Source organism: Vibrio tetraodonis (assembly GCF_003350295.1).
GTDB classification, from domain to species: Bacteria; Pseudomonadota; Gammaproteobacteria; order Enterobacterales; family Vibrionaceae; genus Vibrio; species Vibrio tetraodonis.
This window is the reverse complement of record NZ_QLYY01000010.1, coordinates 1-22,112: the sequence shown is the minus strand read 5'-3', so window position 1 is coordinate 22,112 and position 22,112 is coordinate 1. Positions and strand designations below refer to the sequence as shown.

Below are 22,112 nucleotides of genomic sequence, written 5' to 3'. Positions count from 1 at the left end.
AGACCAAATGATTGATAATTAGCCAAAAATAATAAGTAACAACAATATCTTAAGTATGTATCATCAACGAAACAGCAGATCTTCATTATCAAAGTATGGCTTACTTACCCTAGTTACACCTACATAATTTTAGGGGTTAAATATGAGAAAACACTTTGATTTCATACTCTGGCTTATTATTATGCGCCCCTCTAACTTTTGTAACTACTGGCTAATTTCTGTTGACCACTGGGAGAAAAACAGACGTTGAACAATAAACAGCTTGAAACAAAGCCCGTTATCGAATTATGCGGGGTCAGTAAAAGTTTTGATGGTAAACAAATTATCAAAAACCTTGACCTTGATGTAAACCATGGCGAATTTCTTACTATATTAGGGCCGTCGGGCTGCGGGAAAACAACCGTCCTCAGAATGATTGCAGGCTTCGAAGATGCAGATGAGGGAAAGGTTATCATCGACCAGCTTGATGTCACTCAAATTCCTGCAGAGAAAAGACACGTCAATACTGTTTTCCAAAGTTATGCCCTATTTCCTCACATGACAGTATACGAAAATGTAGCATTTGGGCTGAAAATGCAAAAAGTGCCTAGCTCGGGCATACACTCTAGAGTGCTAGAAGCATTAAAAATGGTGCGTTTGGAAAACCTTGCACAACGTAAACCCCATCAACTGTCGGGAGGGCAACAGCAGCGTATCGCAATAGCCCGAGCAGTAGTTAATAAACCTAAAGTTCTGCTGCTAGATGAGTCATTGTCTGCCCTAGATTATAAATTGCGTAAGCAAATGCAGGTGGAGTTAAAACAACTTCAACGCCAGCTAGGTATTACATTTATTTTTGTCACTCATGATCAAGAAGAAGCGTTATCGATGTCAGATCGTATCATAGTGTTACGTGATGGTGTCATTGAGCAAGACGGTTCACCAAAAGAGATTTATGAAGAACCTAAAAACCTCTTTGTTGCTCGGTTTATTGGTGAAATAAATGTTTTCGAAGCAAGCATGATCGAGCGATTAGACGAAAAACGTGTATTGGCCTCAATAGAAGGTGTCGAGTCAATTGTTTATTACGATAAAGATACCGCTCAAAAGGGAGATGAACTCAAAGTTCTTTTGCGTCCGGAAGATCTACGTCTTGAAGAAATAAGTGAGTCAGAACAAAAAGGCATTGTCGGCCATATTTTGGAACGTACCTATAAAGGTATGACTTTAGACTCAATCGTTCAGCTAACATCTGGAATGCGTGTGATGGTCAGTGAGTTTTTCAATGAGGACGATCCAGATGTCGATCATTCTATAGGGCAAAAAGTGTCGGTCACATGGGTTGATAGCTGGGAGGTCGTCCTAGATGATAAGCAAGAAACTTAACTTACAAAGTGCCATTATCTTTCTTGTGGTTGGGTGGCTTACTCTGTTTGTAATGGTCCCCAACATCATGATCATAGGCACGAGTTTCCTCACTCGCGATGAATCAAATCTCATTGATCTGACGATAACATATAGCAACTACACGCGCCTGCTCGACCCTCTTTACTCCAAAGTAATCTGGCATTCATTTTATATGGCGTCTGTTGCAACCTTATTATGTCTAGTTATTGGCTATCCATTTGCCTACATAATGGCATCAATGCCAGTCAAAATACGTCCCATAATGGTATTCTTAGTCATTGTTCCTTTTTGGACCAATTCCTTAATTCGTACTTATGGGTTGAAGATCGTCATTGGTACACAAGGAATTGTGAACAAGTCTTTACTGGCTCTCGACATTATCGATAAACCGCTACGTATTATGTATACGGAAGCAGCCGTCATGATTGGACTTATCTATATCCTGCTTCCCTTTATGATTCTGCCTCTCTATTCCACCATTGAAAAATTAGACAGGACATTCATAGAAGCAGCAAGAGATCTTGGTGCCAATAAATTTCATACTTTTACCAAAGTCATTCTACCTCTTACCATGCCAGGTATTATTGGTGGATGTCTACTAGTTCTTCTTCCAGCATTAGGAATGTTTTATATTTCTGACTTACTCGGAGGCGCAAAAAACCTCTTAATAGGTAATGTCATCAAAAGCCAAATACTTAACGCAAGAGACTGGCCGTTTGGTGCCGCAACAAGTATTTCACTTACTTTAGTGATGGCGATAATGCTTTATGCCTACTATCGGGCCGGTAAACTATTGAATAAAAGAGTGGAGTTAGACTAATGGAGAAACGTATCAAATTTGGCTTCCTCAGCTTAGTTTACGCCTTTCTCTATCTACCGATCATTGTTTTGATAATAAACTCATTTAATGCAAGTAAATTCGGTATCAAATGGGGAGGCTTTACAACCAAATGGTATCATGCACTGGTAAACAACGACAGCCTAGTACAAGCCGCTTGGCATTCACTTAATGTTGCGGTTTTTTCAGCAACCGCAGCCACTATTATTGGTAGCCTTACTGCAGTGGCACTATTTCGTTATTCGTTCAAAGGAAAACCTTTGGTTAATGGATTGCTATTCGTGGTAATGATGTCACCCGACATTGTGATGGCGATATCCTTATTAGCGCTATTTTTACTTTTAGGCGCTCAATTAGGCTTCCTAACCTTATTAGTTTCACATATCACGTTCTGTTTACCTTTTGTCGTGATCACTGTTTACAGTCGATTAAATGGGTTTGACGTTAAAATGCTCGAGGCGGCAAAAGACCTCGGGGCAAATGAATGGATTATTCTCAAGCAAATCTTGTTGCCCCTCGCCAAACCCGCTGTCGCTGGGGGATGGCTACTCAGTTTCACCCTTTCGTTAGACGACGTTATCGTTAGCTCATTCGTAACAGGTCCAACATATGAGATTTTACCATTGAAGATATACTCCATGGTAAAAGTCGGGATCTCGCCAGAAGTCAATGCTTTAGCAACAATCATGTTGATAATATCTCTAACATTAGTTGCTATTTCTCAATGCTTGGCAAGGCAAAAATAGTCAAACTACCAAGTAGTTATAGCTACTTGGTGGTTATATGAACATATAAATCAAATCCAATAAATGGCATAGATTGTACTATATGGATAAAAACTAAACGCAAACTTTCATATTTATACTGATGCATAAAAAATCACTGTCATTTCTCATAATTTAGATTCATTTTATGCCTATTCAGTGATTTGATTGATATAATCCTTGGCCGAGATGATTGTACAATCAACTCATAATTAGGCTTAATTTTTATAAACGCCTCATTGGCAAATTACTCAAAGGCAAAACTTATAACAATGAAAAATAAATTTTTCTCTAGCGCTTTATGCGCCGCGTCTTTAATCGCATCTCCAGCAATGGCTGCGGATCAAGAGCTCTACTTTTACAATTGGTCAGAGTACATTCCTAGCGAAGTATTAACGGACTTTACCAAAGAAACAGGCATCAAAGTCATCTACTCAACTTATGAGTCAAATGAAAGCATGTATGCCAAACTCAAGACCCAAGGCTCTGGCTATGATCTAGTCGTTCCTTCTACCTATTTTGTTTCCAAAATGCGTAAAGAAGGCATGTTGCAGAAAATCGATCATAAGAAGCTTTCCAACTATGTTGGTCTTGATAGCAACTTTTTAAATAAACCTTTCGACCCAGACAACAGTTACTCTATCCCTTATATTTGGGGCGCGACAGGTATTGCCATCAATTCAGACATGCTCGACAAATCTTCTATTACGAAATGGGATGATTTGTGGGACAGCAAATGGGAAGGCCAACTGATGCTCATGGATGACTCTAGAGAAGTATTCCATATGGCATTAGCTAAGCTAGGCTACTCACCAAACTCTACCAACCCTGATGAAATTAAAGCAGCTTATCAGGAGTTGAAAAAGCTCATGCCAAACGTATTGGTATTTAACTCAGACTTTCCTGCAAACCCATACCTAGCAGGAGAAGTGTCTCTAGGTATGCTTTGGAATGGTTCTGCATATATGGCACGCCAAGAAGGCGCACCTATTGATATTATTTGGCCAGAAAATGGGCCTGTTTTATGGATGGATAGCCTATCTATCCCATCAGGCGCTAAAAATATTGAAGCTGCACATAAGATGATAAACTTCCTTATTCGCCCAGAAAATGCAGCAAAAATTGCGCTAGAGATTGGTTACCCAACACCAGTGGCTGCTGCGAATAAATTATTGCCGAAGAAATTTGCGAATGATCCAAATATTTATCCACCAAAAGCCGCTATGGAAAGTGGTACTTGGACAGATGATGTCGGCGAAGCAAGTGTAATTTATGACGAGTACTTCCAAAAGTTAAAAGTAAGCAACTAATAGCATTTCTGAGATTGTTAATTAAAGTGGTAAATTATTTATTAATTTAATAAAATAAGATTAGTATATTTATTAACAGATCTTAAGTTGACGATATGCACACTATTTTTAATAGTGTGCATATTTTTATTATGAGAGACTCATTTATTCTTCCTCTAAAAAGAGTGATGTGAATTAAAAACAAATTTTATTGATGTAGAACGGATGCATTTAATTATAAGTCTAGCTTTTCGTTAAGACTGTTGTTGCATATTTTCTGTATCAGTCGTTTCATCGCTTTAACAGAGAAAATCAATTTTAGGAGTTAACTATAAGAAACCTACCTGGTACTATCACAGCAAAATGCTCTCTAGTCTTCTTGAAAGTTCCATAAATGCTCAATGGTTAAGGGTTTCGTCGCGCCAAATATTGCTTTTTTGCACCCCATATAATTAGCCCACATCTGATTACCATAATCATAGTGCCACCATTCGCTTGGTAAGTTTGTGAACCCAGCTTCGATCATTGCATTGTACAGTAGACGTCGATTTTGCGCTTGCGTTGTTTCCGGAGTATCTTCTAGCGCACTTGACCATGAAAGCAAACTGTTTTCATCAAACTGAGTACCCATATCTAACAGACGACCATCTCCATCACATAGGGTTACGTCGACAGAACCACCAGTTTGGTGAGGGCTCGGACATTTTGAATTATTACTTGGTGGAGAAACTAATGTCCTGGCGATTAAGCTGAGTTCAGATATATTTTTATCCGCATGAATCGGTGCCCTTTTAAGTTGGGTAATCAACGTTTCATACAGATATTCTTGGACATGTATCGGTCGCCAACCATCCAATACCACTAATCGAATACCATTTGGTAAGCTACGCGCTACCTCCAATAACTTATAGAATACACTTTCACGAACAAAGCACTCTTGTACTGCGTACTTAACACCCATTTTATAGTAAGCAGGGTAACAAACAATTTCATCTGAGAGTGATAAAGGGAGTAGACGTTCTCCACATTCATCAATTGTGATTTGCTCTATATTGTTCCAAATAGGCATGTCTACTGGTGGGATTTTCACAACATCGATTATTCTTTCCTGCATTAGTTAAGCTCCTTTGGGATAAATAAAACAAAGTCTGGCACTAAAATCACAAGCAACAAAATTAATAGTGCATAAAAGATAAATGGTATAATTTCTCTAAACATTATTTCCAAATCAATCTTACTTACCGCACTGGCTACATATAGGCATGCACCCATAGGCGGTGTAATCAGGGCAATGGTGATGTTCATAGTGACGACAATTCCTAGATGTATAGGGTCAATGCCTGCATACGTAGCTATCGGAATAAATACTGGTGTCAACAGAATAAGCGCTGAAACCTCTTCCATCAGCATGCCGACAAAGAATGTAATACCACTCAATACAAATAGAATAATAGTCGGGCTCTCAAAAAACGGAATAAACAAGCTCGTAAAGGCTGCTGGCACTTGGGCGAAGCCTAATAGCCATGTCAGTACTGACGACGATGCGATAACCACAAAAATAGCCGTGGTAAGTTTTGCCGTATCAATGAAAGCTTTTAGAATGCTTGACCACTTCAATGTGCGTAATACCAGACCAATAATCAGCGTATATAAAACGATAATAGAACCAGACTCTGCCGGTGTGACAAAGCCGGAAATAATACTTAGGACTATCAATATCGGTGCTATCAAAGCAGGAAAAGCTTGTACAATAGCAGTGAAAACATGTTTTAAGCTTGGCTTGCACCGAAAGGACTTTAGTTCATTTATTTCCGCGTATCGCCAGTTCGCAATAAACAGAATTACCCCAAGTGTTAATCCAGGTGTAATACCAGCCAAAAATAGATCTCCAACGGGCGTATTAGTTAGTGATGCATAGATAATCATAAAAATGCTTGGTGGAATTATGGGGCCGATTAGCGAACTACCTGCCGTCAAACTAGCTGCAAAGCCGACCGAATAGCCCTCTTTTTTCATCGCGGGTACTAACAATGTACCCAGTACCGATGTATCCGCTACCGCTGACCCGTTTACACCAGAGAAGAATATACTTGAAATAATGTTGACGTATCCAGTACCACCTTTCAAGTGTCCGACAAGCACCTTAGAGAGGCTCATCAGCTTTGGCGTTAAGCCGCTTTCATTAAGTAAGTTACCAGCAAGAATAAACAAGGGTATCGCCATGAGTGAAAAACTATCAATACCACTAAAAAACTGTTGTGGAATAATTCTAAATGCGATTTCAGTGTCTAAAAAAAAGAAAAACAAAATAGAGGAAACCAATAATGAAATAAAAATCGGCACACCTAAAAACAGGTTAAATAATAATACCAATAATACAGAAACAATCATCAAATAAATTCCTTCTTATTGATAAAACTCACTAATTCAACAAGAGAAAACATAGTGATAAAAAGAATCCAATTGGTAATAAGTATAAAGGTATTGATTTACTCACCCCCAAACCAATAGTATTAAAACTTGTAATAGATGTTGCATAACGGAAGCTAGAATACATTATGAATATCGAAACAAATATTGTCATTAAATGACGATATAAACTTATAGTAAACGAAAGATTACTTTTGGTAAATTTATCTAAGATACTAATTCTCATATGTTCGTTGGTATTAATAAGGACTCCTGACATCAACATGACGGACCCAATTAAAATATACCTCATTGCTTCATCAACCCAAATTGGTGAAGAATTAAACACATGTCTTGAAAAAACACCCACGATCAATATCACTATATTAAAAAACAAACACAATATAGTTAAATTCAATAATATTTTCTTAATATGTACAAACATTTAAATTAGCTTATATACTGTAAGACTAATGGCGCCAAAGCGGCGACAGCACCCAGATAATTAGTATTAATGTATTAATTTACATCTTTTAATGCTAGATCTATCCAGCTTTTATCTATGCCTTGGGTTTCTAGCCAGTTAATATAAGACTCTTTTGAGGCATTTCTAAATTGCTCGATTTCTTCTTCTGTTGGCTGGTAAACCTGCATGCCATTTTTGGATAGGTAATCAATTCTACTTTCCACTTGAGACTGAATCGACTTTCTATTTAGCGCGTTAGCCTCTTTGACCGCAGCGATTAGGATCTCACGTTGTTTTTCGGTGAGATTCTTCATCAAAGTGTCGTTTGCGACCAAGAACTGATCTGAATACTGAATATTTGCTAACGTCAGGTAATGCTGAACTTCATTTAAACTACTCATGATAATATACATGGGTGGATTCATTTGACCATCAGCAACACCCATTTTAAGGGCCATATAAACATCAGTCCATGGGATTGGCGTGCCTGACGCTCCAAACGATTTGTATAACGCCACTTGGCTTTTGTCCATTGCTCTAAACTTAAGGCCTTTAAAATCAGCTGGTGTACGTATTTCACGCTCATTGTTTGTAAATGCAAGAAATCCCCCTTCTTCCACAACAGCGAGAATATGTGCGTTATTTCTCTGGTAAAATTCAGTTCGTGCTTTTTTCCAGTAATATCCTTCATCAAAGAACTTACGTGCCTTCTCGAAATCGGTAAATAAAAATGGGATAGAACTAACAAATATCTCTGGGAAAATTGGGGAAATGCCTCCAAAAGAGGCTATATTAAGACCAGGCGAGTTAATTACCTGCTCCATACGTTCTTGCTCTTTACCCAAGATGCTATTCGGATAAAGATTTATTTCTATTTTTCCATTCGAGTTTTTCTCAACAATGGCTTTTAGATTAGATGCAAATAAATGTACTGCGTTTTTATCGGCATTTGCAACTCCATTATAGCTTAAGTTTATAGACTGCGCTTGGACCAAATTCGATATACCAAATGTTACAATAAAATAAAAAATGGATAGTTTAAAAATTTTTATTTTAGGAAATATATTAATCAATGCCATATCTATTAGTTTTAACTCCATTCATAACCAAAGCATTAATATAACTTCCTATTTTTAATTTAACAATAGACATCCATTAACCTTAACATTAATTTAATGTAAATTTAATATTGTATTGACATGTTTTTAGTATTAATTACTTTTTATTAGATTATAGTTTAGCGTTAAATGTGAGATATAATTTATATTTTTCATATATATTTTCTTACCTTAATAAATATTTATTTATCCTATTACTTTCAATCAATTCCTAATATATTTCAACTTGGACTGGCCACAGCCTATTGCTTTTATAGGTTCGAGGTTTAACTTTGTCTTTCTATATTTATCTGATTTTAGCTATCTTCTTACCAAATAAGTATAAAGACTGAAATCTGTAATAGCAGGATTGAGTGATATCAATCAAGGTGTGTATTATAGAGGCTTTGATCACCTAATTAGATATAAACCAACAACTTAATATAGGTACAAAAACAAGGCACACAATGACAATTACATACTTAAGTGACTGGTTTAGCGGTGAGAATAATAAGGCGAATTAGTGTTTACAATATACTATACATTGAGTTACTTACAATATGTAAATTGTGCTGATTATACTCATTAAAGATCAAAAGTTTTAAGTAGTTCATCTACCAGTCTTGGTACCTCTATACTCGCCTTACCATAACGTTTTTCTTCAAACTCACTTTCAACAGCGCTTGGCTCTAGATTTAATTCCATCGTATAGGCTCCGTTTGCCCTTGCTTCATGAACAAAACCAGCCGCTGGATAAACCACCCCTGAAGTACCTATTGATATGAATAAATCTGCATTTTCTAGAGACTCATATATCTCGGCCATTCTCAATGGCATTTCTCCAAACCAAACGATATGTGGGCGGAGCTGAACTGGAAATTGACAACAATGACATAAATCACCAGTATGAATGTCCCCTTTTTTCTCAACTGTCTGATTCGACCCACTGCATCTTGCTTTTAAGAGTTCACCATGCATATGGATGATGTTTTTATTTCCTGCTCTTTCGTGAAGATTGTCAATATTTTGCGTGATGATTGTTACTCTGCCCTTTAACTCTTTTTCTAAACGCCCAAGAGCCAGGTGAGCGGGGTTAGGTTTAATCCAATCTTCTTGTAGCTTTGCACGCCTTTGGTTATAAAACTTCTGCACCAATTCTGGATCGCGCTCAAATCCTTCAGGCGTTGCAACATCCTCAATGCGATGATCTTCCCACAAGCCATCCTGAGCTCTGAAAGTTTGAATCCCAGATTCTGCTGAGATTCCAGCCCCGGTTAGTATCACGATATTTGTATAGGGAAAATTCATCCGGAGATCCTCTGTGTTTAACTATTCTTTAGCTTATCACTTAAGCTTTCACTTCATAATACAGAGGACTTAGACCATAGTCTAAATCCCTTATTTAGGTTGCATTTCTGTGAACCTACACCAAGAGACTGGTACCATTTATGCGTTTCTCAATTCACTTTTACTTAGCTCGAATCGTCTTTCGAGCATAACTTGCAATGTTCTCATTTGATGCTATTCCTTTAGTGTTCACATTAAATATAAAAATAGTTGCACAAAATTAAATGTCAGAAGCTACGGAGAGATCGAATGGAACAGTCTAGGTCGAATAAGAAGCCATTTTCTTTTGCAATATCAATTCGCGGCAAGTTACTTCTAATTAATCTCACCTTGTTAACCTGTGTTGGCTTATATGCATTTTATGAACACGCGAGTTTTTCAAGCTTTGAGTCTCTAGAACATGCAGCAACAGAAAACTTACAAGCTTCTGTAGATTTGTTAACGTTACGACGTCATGAAAAAGACTTCCTAGCGAGAAAAGAGAACAAGTACCCTAAACGATTCGATGACGTATTTAATATACTCTCCCAAAGGCTAATTGACCTAAATAGCTTATTGAAGTTACATAACCTTCATCTAGAGAAGCAAACCACAAATATCATTGAAACCTTAGATAGATATCAACAACAGTTTCACTTACTCGTGGATAAAGTGAACAGTATTGAGGGTATAGAAACTTCGGACAACCATAGAGGACGCTTAGAGAATTCGAGGAAAAAATTAAAAAGTGCGGCATCAAGTTATGACAGCTTTCATTTAGAAGTTGAGCTTCTGGAGCTGATAGAGAAAGATTATCGATACCTCGCTGACTCTACTGTAGAGAGTAGTAATAACCTGCTGAAAGCAGTATCTAAATTTGCCAAGAGCGAACATGTTCCCTCGTCATTGAAACCAGAGTTCGATCAGTATAAACAAGATGTAGAGGCATTAGTTTCAGCTTCTAAAGAACTAGGTCACTCCGCAAGCGAAGGTTTGAAAGCGCAACTGCGAAAAAATGTACATAATGCTGAAAATGGTATTAAGTCACTTCAAACAGAAATAAGTCACGCAATTAAATTAAAATCTGAACAAATACGGACTCAGCTTTTAGTGTTTGGCAGCGCTATTGTAGCGATACTATCTATACTGCTGTTCTTTATCGGACGTAGTATTCTCAGTCGCATTAATGCCATTAATATCTTAATGAAAGAAATCGCCAATGGAAATGGCGATCTCACCGTACGGATGAATGCCAAAGGGAATGATGAACTCGCTCAATTGGCTAATTCTTTTGATATATTTATTTCTAAGTTGCACGGAAATATTCAAGATGTGGCTAAAGTTATGAGCATCTTGGGAGAAAGCTCTGAAAATTCAAAAATGAGCGCTGTTAAGAGTATGAACAACGCTGAACAACAAAAAATTCAATCTGAGTCTGTTGCTACTGCCGTTAATGAATTAGTCATGACAAGCAATGAAATCACTGCCAACATAGAGTGTGCAGCAAATAGTGCAGAAACTATCAAGCAAGATGCACAAGGAGCATTGGAAATTACGCTTGTTACCAGTAAAAGTATGCAATCATTATCGTCAAGTATTTCAGAATCACAGGCTTTAATAGTAAACCTAGCAGAGCAAAGTAAAGAGATTAATCAAGTCATTACCGCCATTCAAAACATTGCTGAACAAACAAATCTTCTTGCACTAAATGCGGCAATAGAGGCCGCGCGCGCAGGCGAATATGGTCGAGGGTTTTCTGTGGTGGCCGATGAGGTTAGGCAGCTTTCTCTAATGACAAACAATTCAACTCATCAAATAGAATCAACCATCCAAGAATTAGCGTCAGGTATACAAGATACAGCGACAAAAATGTCATCAAGTATAGATTTAGCATGCCATACAAAAGAAACGGCTAGTGATGTTGTTAAGGTCATAGAAGACATGGTTATTCGTATCAATACTATGTCAGATATGAACACCCAAATTGCGACAGCTTCAGAGCAGCAATCTATGGTATCAGCTGAAATTGACCGCAATATTACCGAGATAGCGCATCTTGCCAGTGATACCCACCATATTGTGTCGGGGTCAGTACACTGTAGTGAACAAGTGTCTAGTGTTAGCCATAAACTCGAAAAGATTGTTGCACAGTTTAAATACTAGCGCTAATCGATAAAGATATATTACTTTCGTTAGATAATTAGGCACCGCACCTATTGCGGTATAATTGCAGGTCGTACGAACAAAGTAGACAACAGTAGAAACAGTTCTGTGGTGTAAATCTGCTGTCAGCATAGAAGGTGGTCGTAAGGACTTGCCCAATACAGTTGACTGGAGAGACCAATGAAAACGATACTACTCACACTCGCCCTATTTTGGAGTGCAAATAGCGTTGCGCATTCGCTTATGCCCCCTATTGATATAGGAAACATTGATAAAGTAAAGGTAGGGTCACTCAATAACCAAACCTTTATCTCTGAAAATAACTTCGTTTTTAGACCGCTTGAGCACCCTTTCAATATGCAAATGTACTTTGCAGAATACAATGAGTGGCATCTTCTTGAGGAAGATCTGCTACATTGGAGCGGTGCTATGGGTATAGACCCAAGAGTTGTCTTAACCACCCTAGCAATGACTTCAGGTTGGAACCCTAAGTCTAATCCAAGTGATCCTGAGCTATCACGATATAAGCTTGATATTAAACAGATAACAAATTACCTTTCACAGTTTTTTTATCAGTCCATCAATCAAAGTTTATCTAATGATCAAGCAATAAACTTTGCGCTTTCATCTTCGCTCAAATCTAGCGCTTTATGGCCACAATGGGTCAGTTTTTATAAAGAGTGGTTTGGTGAACCTAGCTCTGACCAGAGTAGGAAAAAATCAGCCCAACCTGAGATGCAATGGCCATGGAGAGCAGGTTATAATTGGGTCCCTAACGGACCCCATTCACATACTGGTTCAGGATTTCCACTGTCATCTATTGATGTTTCTTATGATTGGCCACGTTGGGGAGGACAGACTTACAGTGTTACAGCTGCCCATGAAGGTTATGTGTCAATATTTTCAAGGTGCCAGCTAAGAGTGACACACCCTGATGGATGGGCGACCAATTACTATCATATGGATGATATCGATATCCAACACGGAGCTTGGGTTAACAAGAATGACAGAATAGGTACATACGCAAGCCAAAAGAATATTGCCCTTTGTCAGGGGGGCTCATCGACAGGGCCACACCTGCATTTCTCGGTCCTATTCAATGGCCGCTTTCAGTCACTACAAAATTTATCTCTTGGCCCTTACCAGGTTGACGTAGGAAGATATAGCTATGACAACAATTGTCGTTATACATGGATGACTGACAAACGAAGCAATAATAAACGTTGTTTCTGGTCGCGAATTGATAACCCTCTGTAAGTATATGTGCAGAATCTCCCGTTCAGTATTGGGAGATTCTGATACGACTTGTGACACTAAAACTTAGAGGCGACACTCATCGCGATATCTTTCACCCCATTTATTCGTCGCTTTATTGGTTGAATTGCCCAGTACCTCAACAAAATAAGCACTATCTGAACAAATATATATTCTCTTCTACAATACAGAACGCACAAATAGTCAAATTTATCTGTCTTTCCTTCAAACAATACGTTGGGAAAAACAAACTTTTGCCGTTTGGCTATCTTCGAATTTCGAGCCCCGGCCATGTAGTAACGCTTTCTGGTTGTATATGCTTTCCAGCTAGCAATTAGAAATATGTAACCTCGATCAAAATCAGATAACTCATTTTTCACCCAGATACTTCCACCTTCCACCACCTCATTGGCAGAATGAGACAGAGTATGTTGCTCCATTTCTTGCGGAAGGTCTGAAATATAGACTAATGGGTGTTCACAATTGACAGTATATCCTGCCCACATTTTGCCATCTTGGTCATAAAGCGCCTCAACATGTGTTCGCCGACGAAGCTCTTCAATAGTGATTGTATTTCCAGATATTGCTTTGTAATTCAGTGCAAACTCGCCATATTCTGAATCCGTTTTAATGGATTTGAGTTTTTTATTCATCTTATATGGCCTCGCCCATTTGGTAACGTCCTGGTGCAACAATATTATAAGGGTCTAAAGCGACTTTAATTTTATTGCGAAGAATTAAAGCATCAAGTTCCAGCTCCTGATCACTATTAAAAGGCATTTCATCGACCGCTCGACGGTAACAAGGCCATTGATAACGTCGATAGAGATCGTTCAATTTTTGTCTTAGCTCAGTCGCCCTTTCTATTTCGTTTGGATTAGTCGCGTCATAATAAATGCTGATTATTGCTTGGCACATATGAGCGCTTACAGCAGTGATGGTGACACCAAATTCAAAACCAGCTTTATCAAAGGCTTGCTTTGACAGGCGCATACATTTTTCAACTTCTTCACCAACCATAGGGATAGATGGTGCAATCCAGAAAAAACCAGCGCCATCACGGACTGGATCCATAGATTTTGGAATCTTTCCGGTATATCGCCAATAACAACCTTTCAGGGCAAGATCTTTAGGATTTCCTTCAAACATATCCATCATTTGTGTAAAGTCATTAAGGCTATTTGATAAACGTTGGTAGAAAGAAATATTCCCCAATAGTCTTCCCGCTATATTCGCTAAAGAATTAACGTGTCGAAGTGTATCGAAACTAATAATGTTGACCCGCGCAATAGGTTTTAATAATTTTTTTACTCGTTTGGCTTTTTCCTTCGCGACACTTTTTGTGCCAGCAATAAGAAAGGCTCCGGACCAAGGGGTGATACCATGCTTTTTACAAAGTGGATCAATGTCGTCTTCACTAATGCCTTTAGATGGATTCCATTTATCAAAATTAAAACGTTCCATCATTGTCAACATACGATAATGATTCCCTAAATGAGGTAAGCCGTCTATACTCCCTTCCGCTTTGAGCTGACGCATTATCTCGATGTATTTAGGTAAATCTTTCGAAGACGTCAAACGAACTAAGCAGCGTAAGCTTGCTTCAGGTTTTAGCATTAATTCAAACTTCATCTTACTGACTACAGCTAGATTGTTTTGCGTAAAAAGTTCATGTAGGTTAGCTGATAGACCAGCTCTACCGTTGTAACGTACACTGCGGCTGAGTTCTAAAACCTCACCACTCGACAAGATAAGTTCGCTGATAGTAAAATGCCGACTGCGATTACCCACAGGTCCATGACCGAAACCTCGCTCTAATACATTACCAACGATACTGGTATCAGGCCCTGCTCCTGTGCAGTCTAAAACCCAATTAGTATGCTTAAGATACTCAGATAATTGGCCCTGTGTGACACCAGCTTCAATTTCTACGACCCCAAGATCTTCATCAAAACTTAGGATACGATTCATCCTACTAAGATCGAGTAAAACACACCCATCTTGCGCCGGTGCGTTGTACCCATATCCCCAATTATTTCCTTTACTTATGGGATAAAATGGTTGTTTATTAATAAATGCTTGCTTAATAAACTGTTTAAGTTGCTGGTCGTTTTCAGGCTTGAAAACATCACAAATCATGCGTGAATGCTTACCAAGACCACTATGGACTTCAATATTTCGTGCACAGAAATCCTTCTCTTCAACACAAAACAAAACATACTCCTTTATTTGTTTGAATATCGTTGATTCATCCTAAAACTGTGCAATTTGTAACGCAGAATAGAATTAGGGTTGGATTATGTCACAACGCCAATAACAAACAACGCACATATCTAAAACCTGAACATATTCAACAAAATAAAGCTTATGTATTTAGCGCGCTATTAATATGGTTATTTTTAAACCTCGAAATAAAATAATTATGGGAAGGTAGAATAAAATTATTTATGATGTCGGTAGAGTTCATCTAGAGCAACGGATAAGCCATCTTCTTTTACTATTCTTATATGCTCTCGCTTTAAGCCTCTCGCATTGATTAATCCACATGAGTGTGCAATCAGCCCGATTCCATAATGGATATATTTGTTATAGTTAGCAACGCGAGTCATTTTATCCCCAACATTAAGCCCCTGCTGAAGACGTTTATCATGTGTAGTAATACCTGTCGGACAAGTGTCTTTGTTACATTGCAAAGCTTGAATACATCCCAGCGCAAGCATGTGCCCTCGCGCTGACACAACAAAATCAGCACCCAATGCAAGCGCCCAAGCAACTTTAGAGGGTGTGATAAGTTTGCCAGACGCGATGACTTTTACGCGAGAGCTCAGTCCATACTCATGAAGAATGCTGACCACAATAGGTAAACTTTCTTTTAGAGGTAATCCAACATAATCCATAAGTGGTTGAGGGGCAGCACCTGTGCCGCCATCAGCACTATCGATAGTAATAAAATCAGGAGCACTATCATGACCTCGTTTATCGATCTCATTGAACAAATCATAAATCCATGCTTGTGAACCCAATACAGATTTAAAACCAACTGGCTTTCCCGTCACATTTCGAACCCGACTGATCATATCAAGTAAATCACTAACACTACGAACATCAGGGTGGCCATTTGGGCTTATTGAATCTTGCCCCTCAGGTATCCCTCTGATTTTTGCAATTTCAGCCGTCACTTTTCGACCGGGCAAAATTCCCCCTTTCCCCGGTTTTGCTCCTTGACTCATCTTAATCTCAAACATTTTAACGCTGTCATGTGACGCAATTTCAATTAGCTTTTCATCGGATAGATTACCCAAACTATCTCGAACACCATACTTAGCTGTCCCTATTTGGAATACTAGGTCACATCCGCCTTCCAAATGGTAAGAACTTAGCCCCCCTTCACCTGTGTTTAGCCAACATCCCGCCATCTGAGCGCCTTTTGATAAAGCCCTAACCGCAGGTTTAGAGAGTGCTCCGAAACTCATTGCTGAGATATTAAAAATTGAAGATGTGACATAAGGGCTTCGACAATTGGAACCAATAGTTATGGGGGCTGGAGACACCGCATCCTCTTCCAGTGTAGGAAAAGCACAGTTCATGAACATAATTGTGCCTGTCGTATCCAAATTACGTGTTGAGCCAAAAGCGATTGTTCGATCTACATTTTTCGCGGCTTTATAAACCCAGCTTCGCTCGGCTCGATTAAAAGGCATCTCTTCTCGGTCCATAGCAAAAAAGTACTGCCTAAAAAACTCGCCCTGTTTTTCAAACAAATACCTAAAACGACCAATTACCGGATAGTTATGTCTTATCGCGTGGGTATGTTGGCGCTTATCTACAATATACATGTAAATAATAGCGATCACTCCGCCACCAACGACGAGAGTAAATAGTCCTGAAAACAGATCAATTCCTATAATAAATAACTCACCCATTGCGCCGCTCCACTTTGGTAAAACACTTATTTTCTTCGTCTCTTGAACACTATAGCTGACTATTTACCACTTAACTGTTCTCAAAAAAGAACAACTCAACTTCAGTCTTTGCGACTGCTATTTAGCCTCAAGAACACTTAACTTCCATATATAAGAACATAACGATAACAGGAGCAGAAAAGCCCAATAAGGTTCGACGATGTCTCATGTTTTCCTCTTTGTCAGCCAGGGTAATGGTTACTGAGACACGCATTAGAAATGGTGTAAAATTTTTGTTAATCGCTTCTATGATTAACAAAGCTCTAATAAACTTAACTCAGAATTGACTGCAATTTATTGAAATTAGGATACTTTACTCGTTGACATAAGTATTTATTCATAAAGGTTAAATGTAACTTTTGTGCAATCGATAAACTCTGGTTAAACAAGTTTAGGAACACCCGCTTTTAGCTCAGTTAATCATTGGACTATCAAAGGGATATGATAGAATTATCAATAGTGATGAGTTATTTAACAACGCTATTTCCGTTGTCGTCCTGCGCCTGTATCGGCCCATACTCACAAATATTGACAAATTACAATTAAAAACCATGTGATCAAGTCGTGGTTTTCAAACGGAGAAATGCAGATGAAAAGAACGTGTGTGATCACAGGTGGCAGCTCAGGAATTGGACGAGCTATCGCGACTCTTTTTGTTGATAACGGCTACAAAGTTTATAATTTAGATATCAACCCTAGTGATAAAGGCATTCATCTCGCTTGTGATATCACCAATCATGAAACTGTACAAAATCACATCAATGATATTGCTCAAAACGGTTCCATTGATGTCTTGATAACAAGTGCCGGTGTGCACTTTTCCGCTAATATAGAAAACACATCAGAGCAGGATTTTCAGCGAGTATTTGATATTAACGTCAAAGGGGTTTATTCCGCTATACAAGCCGCTTTACCGACTATGAAAAAACAGCAAGCAGGCTCAATTATCATCATCGCATCAGAGCAAGCGCTCGTGGCTAAACCTAATTCTTTCGCTTACAACATGAGTAAAGCCGCGCTGGCTTCCCTCGCCAAAACCACTGCTTTGGATTACGCCAAATACAATATTCGAGCAAACGCTTTATGCCCTGGAACCATTGAAACACCTTTATATCACAAAGCGATCGAGCGTTACTGTAATGCTTCTGGTTGTGACATAGACGAAGTCCACAAGAGTGAAGCAATGCTTCAACCGCTAGGACGTTTAGGACAACCTGAAGAGGTTGCGCACTACGCATTATTTCTTGCAAGCGATAACGCATCATTTATTACAGGTACTACTCCAGTAATCGACGGCGGTTACACAACAGGATAAACTCAGCAATGTTTAAACTAATCGATCCTCACCTACACTTTTTTGATCTTACTAAAGGCGATTATCACTGGCTCAAGCCGACAAATCCGCCGTTCTGGTCTGATAAACCTCTTATCGCTAAAAACTTCAATCAAGAGGATCTGCAAGTCAGCCAAGAACTTGAACTCAGTGGCTATGTACATATTGAAGCTGGGTATGATAACCAACATTTTTGGCGAGAAGTTGAATGGTTAGAATCAAATAAGAGCTTGCCTTTTAGAACCGTTGCTTCAGCTGATCTGACTCGCTCCCCCGAGCTATTTACGGAAGATGTTAACAAGCTAAAACAGTACTCTTCAGTCGTTGGAGTAAGGCATATCTTTGATGAAGAGGCGCTTAACTTGCTCAATAACCCCGCCGTCATCAAAAATCTTGAGCAATTAGCACATCACGATTTATCCTTTGATTTGCAAATGCCATTCTGTGATGCAGAATCTGTCGATGCTTTGTTAACTCGTATGAGCTCTTTTTCTCACCTTAAAATCATAATCAACCACGCTGGTTTTCCACCATTACCTCATGAACCAAGCTGGAAAGTCTGGCAGAACAACATTAAGTCTATCGCGAAGTATCCAAATGTAGCGGTGAAATGCTCAGGCTGGGAAATGAAAAGCAGAGATTATAGTATGGATTGGATCACTCAAGTTATTGCTGAGTGCTTAGAAGCTTTTGGCCATGACAGAGTGATGTTGGCAAGTAATTTCCCTTTATGCCTATTTTCAAAAAGTTATGAATCTTATTGGGGAAGCTTTTTAGGTATATCCAAGCAAAATATGCAGGCATTAATGTATGATAATGCCTGCCAATGGTATAAATTCTAAGCCGTTATTTTACCGAAACATGAGGTGATCGCTTGATTACCTCATCATTTAGTTCAATTCCAATTCCGGGTGTGTCTGGTGCTTGGAAAAAGCCATCTTTTGGCTGAGGATCTTGAATGCAAAGTTCTCTATTCCAATCCTTAATCGCGTAAGTATGATGCTCATGTATTAAAAAGTTAGGGATTGCTGTTTCCAAGTGAAGCGACGCAGCCGTTGCAACTGGCCCACCACAAACATGTGCTTGTATTCTGATGTCATAGACATCCGCATAATCGCAAACTTTCTTAGCTTCAGTAAAGCCACCACATAGTCCAACATCAGGTTGCAACACATCGATACTTTGATCTTCAAAGTATGGCCTCACATCCCAACGATGATACAAGCGCTCTCCCCCAGCGATTGGAACATTAACTCTTTCAGATACTTTCTTATGAATGGCAGAGTTTAGGTAATTGACCGGCTCTTCGTACATCATGCAGCCGACTTCTTCGACAACCTCTCCCATTTGAATCGCAGATGCCGCACCCATCAATGAATGAGATTCAAAAATGATGTCAACGTCTGGGCCTACTGCTTCTCTTATCGCTCTCAAACGGTCACCAAATAGGCGCATTTGTGGCTGAGTGAATAGTTTAGTCCGGTCAAAGGATGATTCGCCATTTTGGTCATAAACAATAGGATCGACTTTAACCGCATCGTAGCCTTCCGCTACGGCTTTAAGCGCTGCTTCAGCGTACTCTGCAGGTTGAATGAGCTTTTTACATTCTTTATCCCAATCAAATTGTAATTGGCTTGCATAAGTGCGTAGCTTGTCGTTGGTTTTGCCGCCAAGAAGCTGATATACAGGTAAACCAAGTGCCTTACCTTTGATGTCCCACAATGCCGTGTCAATCGCGCTCATGGCCGCATACAAAACAGGCCCACCACCTAACCCCCAGAAGCTCTCTCTGAGCATCCTTGACCACAGTTTCTCAGTATTAAAAGGGTCAAAGCCAATCAACACGGCTTCTGCGATTTCTTTGATCATGGCAGCAGCTGCACTGTGGCCCCAATCGTAAGCAAGGCCAGCTTCCCCTACACCTGAAATCCCTTCATCAGTATGAATACGAACAAATACGGGATTCCAAGGTGGTCTTTTTGGGCAGTGAATATCAAAAATTTCTATTTCGGTGATTTTCATTGAAACAAACTCAACTGTAAATAATTAAACAACTAAACATCAAAATCAGGGTAACGCTGTTTTACTTTTCTCATCATTGCAGGCCATGCCTTTTGACCACCGGTTAAACCAGAATGCACTACGTTGGCTTGGGCTTTGATTCCATCAACAATAGATTGGTCGACAAGGTGATACTTCTGGCCCGTTGCTTGAATCTGCAACTGGATTTCACAGGCTCTTGTCAGATCGTACATATGCATAAATGCATCGCCAATAGTCTTACCCATAGTTAGCGCGCCATGATTGCGCAATAGCATAAAATTGGCATCTCCAAGATCATCCTGTAAACGCAGCTTTTCTTCATGGTTGACCGCTAGTCCTTCGTAATCATGATAACTCATGGAAGCCAATGCGAACATTGAGTACTGGCTTAATGGAAGGAGCCCTTCTTTTAAACTGGCAATCGCAACCGTCGCATCTGTATGAACATGAAGGGCACATTGGTCGTCAGGCCTCGCTTCATGGACTGCGCTATGAATAGTAAAGCCTGCCGGATTAATGTTAAAAGGCGTATGCGGATCTACGATTTTGCCCTCAATATCAATTTTGACTAAGTTTGATGCGGTGATCTCATCAAACGAAAGACCGAATGCATTAATCAGTAAATCTTCTGTTCCCGGTATACGAGCAGATATATGTGTATGGATGAGATCGTCCCAACCATGCATAACGAAAAGACGATAAGCTGCTGCAAGCTCTACTCTTGTCTGCCACTCAACATCTGACACCTTATCCTTAATGCTCAAAATAGGTATGTCGTACATACTCATACTCCAACTTATACAAACTTATGACATAGTAAACTATATAATGGACCATGGTACCAACAATAGAGTCGGAGTTGGATGTCTAAATGAGATGTTTTGCTATTTTCATTACATAGGCCTCGAGTACACTGACCAAATAAAAAGCCATAATGTCAGAATATGAAGGGGGATTGATATAGCTTAAAAATACATACGCAAACTACCCGTGCATAAAAATAAACCCGTTTATCAAGTAGTCATGAGATAAATGAGTACATTTATAATACAGAAGCAATTATTGACAACTTAAATATCAACATTAGCGCAAACCGATTAAGTAACATATTAGCAAATAGGAGAGCACTTCTAATTGACCATACTGTAAAGAAAAACATAGACACTTCAAAAGGTTGTTTTATGTATAAAGCATTGAAAAATAAACATTTTGTAAAACCAATTTATGCATATAGCTATTGGCTCGCTATATGTTGTCGCATTTATTAGACATAAAGTTATTTTGTGAAATTTTCTATTTTAAAAATGCCCTTAGTTTGTCAAAGTATTCAACCGTTGGTTAAGAAAAACAAAAATTAATTATTTACAAAAACGTCAGGTAGGATTATTGATGTAACTATTTTTCATTTAGCCGTGAAAAGTAGAAAAACAAAAATACGAAATTAATTTCACCATAAAGAAATAGTTTACATTGCTGAAATATCCTACTGTAGTGGTTTAATGATCCCGGACATCAAATTAGGTGGTAAAGTCTCCACCGTAAATGAGGTGTTCAATGACAAAACGACAACGACGTACATTTTCTTCTGAATTCAAAGTAGATGCCGCAAGCTTGGTTCTTGATCAAGGTTACTCAATATCTGAGGCGGCACGCTCTCTAGACATCGGTGATACGGCTTTACGACGCTGGGTCGATCAACTAAAGATTGAGCGTGGCGGAGAGACGCCAACGGTTCAAGCTCTGACGCCAGAACAGAAGAAGATCCAAGAGTTAGAAGAAGCT

The 22,112-nt window shown here is 39.0% G+C and carries 19 protein-coding genes; 9 read left to right on the top strand and 10 right to left on the bottom strand.

Annotation, left to right across the window (positions count from 1 at the left end):
• The first annotated feature begins 228 nt into the window (after positions 1-228).
• From potA to DPF90_RS07225, 4 genes are all read left to right on the top strand, one after another.
• Positions 229-1,365 carry a spermidine/putrescine ABC transporter ATP-binding protein PotA gene (gene potA / locus DPF90_RS07240; protein WP_114785666.1) on the top strand — a complete coding sequence of 379 codons (1,137 nt, stop codon included), beginning with the start codon at positions 229-231 and terminating at the stop codon, positions 1,363-1,365.
• Positions 1,346-2,206 (top strand): spermidine/putrescine ABC transporter permease PotB, encoded by an 861-nt coding sequence (potB, locus tag DPF90_RS07235; protein WP_114785665.1) that lies wholly within the window; start codon positions 1,346-1,348, stop codon positions 2,204-2,206. Before potA ends, potB begins: the two co-directional genes overlap by 20 nt.
• Positions 2,206-2,970 (top strand): spermidine/putrescine ABC transporter permease PotC, encoded by a 765-nt coding sequence (gene potC, locus DPF90_RS07230; RefSeq protein WP_114785664.1) that lies wholly within the window; start codon positions 2,206-2,208, stop codon positions 2,968-2,970. Before potB ends, potC begins: the two co-directional genes overlap by 1 nt.
• A 290-nt stretch (positions 2,971-3,260) precedes the next feature.
• Entirely contained in the window at positions 3,261-4,298 is a 1,038-nt protein-coding gene (locus tag DPF90_RS07225) for an extracellular solute-binding protein (protein WP_114785663.1), read from the top strand.
• A gap of 349 nt (positions 4,299-4,647) precedes the next feature.
• On the opposite strand, the gene DPF90_RS07220 is transcribed toward DPF90_RS07225, so the two are convergent.
• The 5 genes from DPF90_RS07220 to cobB form a co-directional block, all read right to left on the bottom strand.
• Complete coding sequence (locus DPF90_RS07220) at positions 4,648-5,391, bottom strand: M15 family metallopeptidase (protein WP_114785662.1); 744 nt, start codon at positions 5,389-5,391, stop codon at positions 4,648-4,650.
• Positions 5,391-6,668 carry a TRAP transporter large permease gene (locus DPF90_RS07215; protein ID WP_114785661.1) on the bottom strand — a complete coding sequence of 426 codons (1,278 nt, stop codon included), beginning with the start codon at positions 6,666-6,668 and terminating at the stop codon, positions 5,391-5,393. Before DPF90_RS07215 ends, DPF90_RS07220 begins: the two co-directional genes overlap by 1 nt.
• Before the next feature lie 31 nt (positions 6,669-6,699).
• A complete protein-coding gene (locus DPF90_RS20595; protein WP_114785660.1) occupies positions 6,700-7,131 on the bottom strand; it encodes a TRAP transporter small permease in 432 nt (143 codons plus the stop codon).
• 74 nt (positions 7,132-7,205) lie between these two features.
• Positions 7,206-8,252 (bottom strand): TRAP transporter substrate-binding protein, encoded by a 1,047-nt coding sequence (locus DPF90_RS07205; protein ID WP_240314483.1) that lies wholly within the window; start codon positions 8,250-8,252, stop codon positions 7,206-7,208.
• A 582-nt stretch (positions 8,253-8,834) separates the two neighbouring features.
• Entirely contained in the window at positions 8,835-9,557 is a 723-nt protein-coding gene (gene cobB, locus DPF90_RS07200) for a Sir2 family NAD+-dependent deacetylase (protein WP_114785659.1), read from the bottom strand.
• Positions 9,558-9,845: 288 nt separating this feature from the next.
• Between cobB and DPF90_RS07195 the strand changes: the two genes are divergently transcribed.
• Positions 9,846-11,738, top strand: a complete 1,893-nt coding sequence (locus DPF90_RS07195) for a methyl-accepting chemotaxis protein (RefSeq protein ID WP_114785658.1) — start codon at positions 9,846-9,848, stop codon at positions 11,736-11,738.
• Between the two features lie 180 nt (positions 11,739-11,918).
• A complete protein-coding gene (locus tag DPF90_RS07190) occupies positions 11,919-12,995 on the top strand; it encodes a M23 family metallopeptidase (protein ID WP_114785657.1) in 1,077 nt (358 codons plus the stop codon).
• A gap of 56 nt (positions 12,996-13,051) precedes the next feature.
• Here the strand turns inward: DPF90_RS07190 and DPF90_RS07185 are convergent, their stop codons facing one another.
• From DPF90_RS07185 to DPF90_RS07175, 3 genes are all read right to left on the bottom strand, one after another.
• On the bottom strand, positions 13,052-13,645 hold the full coding sequence (locus tag DPF90_RS07185; RefSeq protein ID WP_114785656.1) for a hypothetical protein: 594 nt from the start codon (positions 13,643-13,645) through the stop codon (positions 13,052-13,054).
• A gap of 1 nt (position 13,646) precedes the next feature.
• Positions 13,647-15,206: an FAD-binding oxidoreductase gene (locus tag DPF90_RS07180; RefSeq protein ID WP_240314482.1), complete on the bottom strand. Its 1,560-nt coding sequence runs from the start codon at positions 15,204-15,206 to the stop codon at positions 13,647-13,649.
• 227 nt (positions 15,207-15,433) lie between these two features.
• Positions 15,434-16,915, bottom strand: coding sequence for an FMN-binding glutamate synthase family protein (locus tag DPF90_RS07175; protein ID WP_114785655.1), 1,482 nt, complete (start codon positions 16,913-16,915; stop codon positions 15,434-15,436).
• 628 nt (positions 16,916-17,543) lie between these two features.
• On the opposite strand from DPF90_RS07175, the gene DPF90_RS07170 reads away from it, so the two are divergent.
• Positions 17,544-18,269, top strand: coding sequence for an SDR family NAD(P)-dependent oxidoreductase (locus DPF90_RS07170; protein WP_114785654.1), 726 nt, complete (start codon positions 17,544-17,546; stop codon positions 18,267-18,269).
• Positions 18,270-18,277: 8 nt separating this feature from the next.
• Positions 18,278-19,129, top strand: a complete 852-nt coding sequence (locus DPF90_RS07165; RefSeq protein ID WP_114785653.1) for an amidohydrolase family protein — start codon at positions 18,278-18,280, stop codon at positions 19,127-19,129.
• Positions 19,130-19,133: 4 nt separating this feature from the next.
• On the opposite strand, the gene DPF90_RS07160 is transcribed toward DPF90_RS07165, so the two are convergent.
• Together DPF90_RS07160 and DPF90_RS07155 are read right to left on the bottom strand one after the other, a co-directional pair.
• A complete protein-coding gene (locus DPF90_RS07160; protein WP_114785652.1) occupies positions 19,134-20,309 on the bottom strand; it encodes a mandelate racemase/muconate lactonizing enzyme family protein in 1,176 nt (391 codons plus the stop codon).
• A 32-nt stretch (positions 20,310-20,341) separates the two neighbouring features.
• Positions 20,342-21,112: a class II aldolase/adducin family protein gene (locus tag DPF90_RS07155; protein ID WP_114785651.1), complete on the bottom strand. Its 771-nt coding sequence runs from the start codon at positions 21,110-21,112 to the stop codon at positions 20,342-20,344.
• A gap of 772 nt (positions 21,113-21,884) precedes the next feature.
• On the opposite strand from DPF90_RS07155, the gene DPF90_RS07150 reads away from it, so the two are divergent.
• Positions 21,885-22,112, top strand: a 228-nt coding sequence (locus tag DPF90_RS07150) for a transposase (protein WP_162813996.1), incomplete at its 3' end; no start/stop codon positions are given.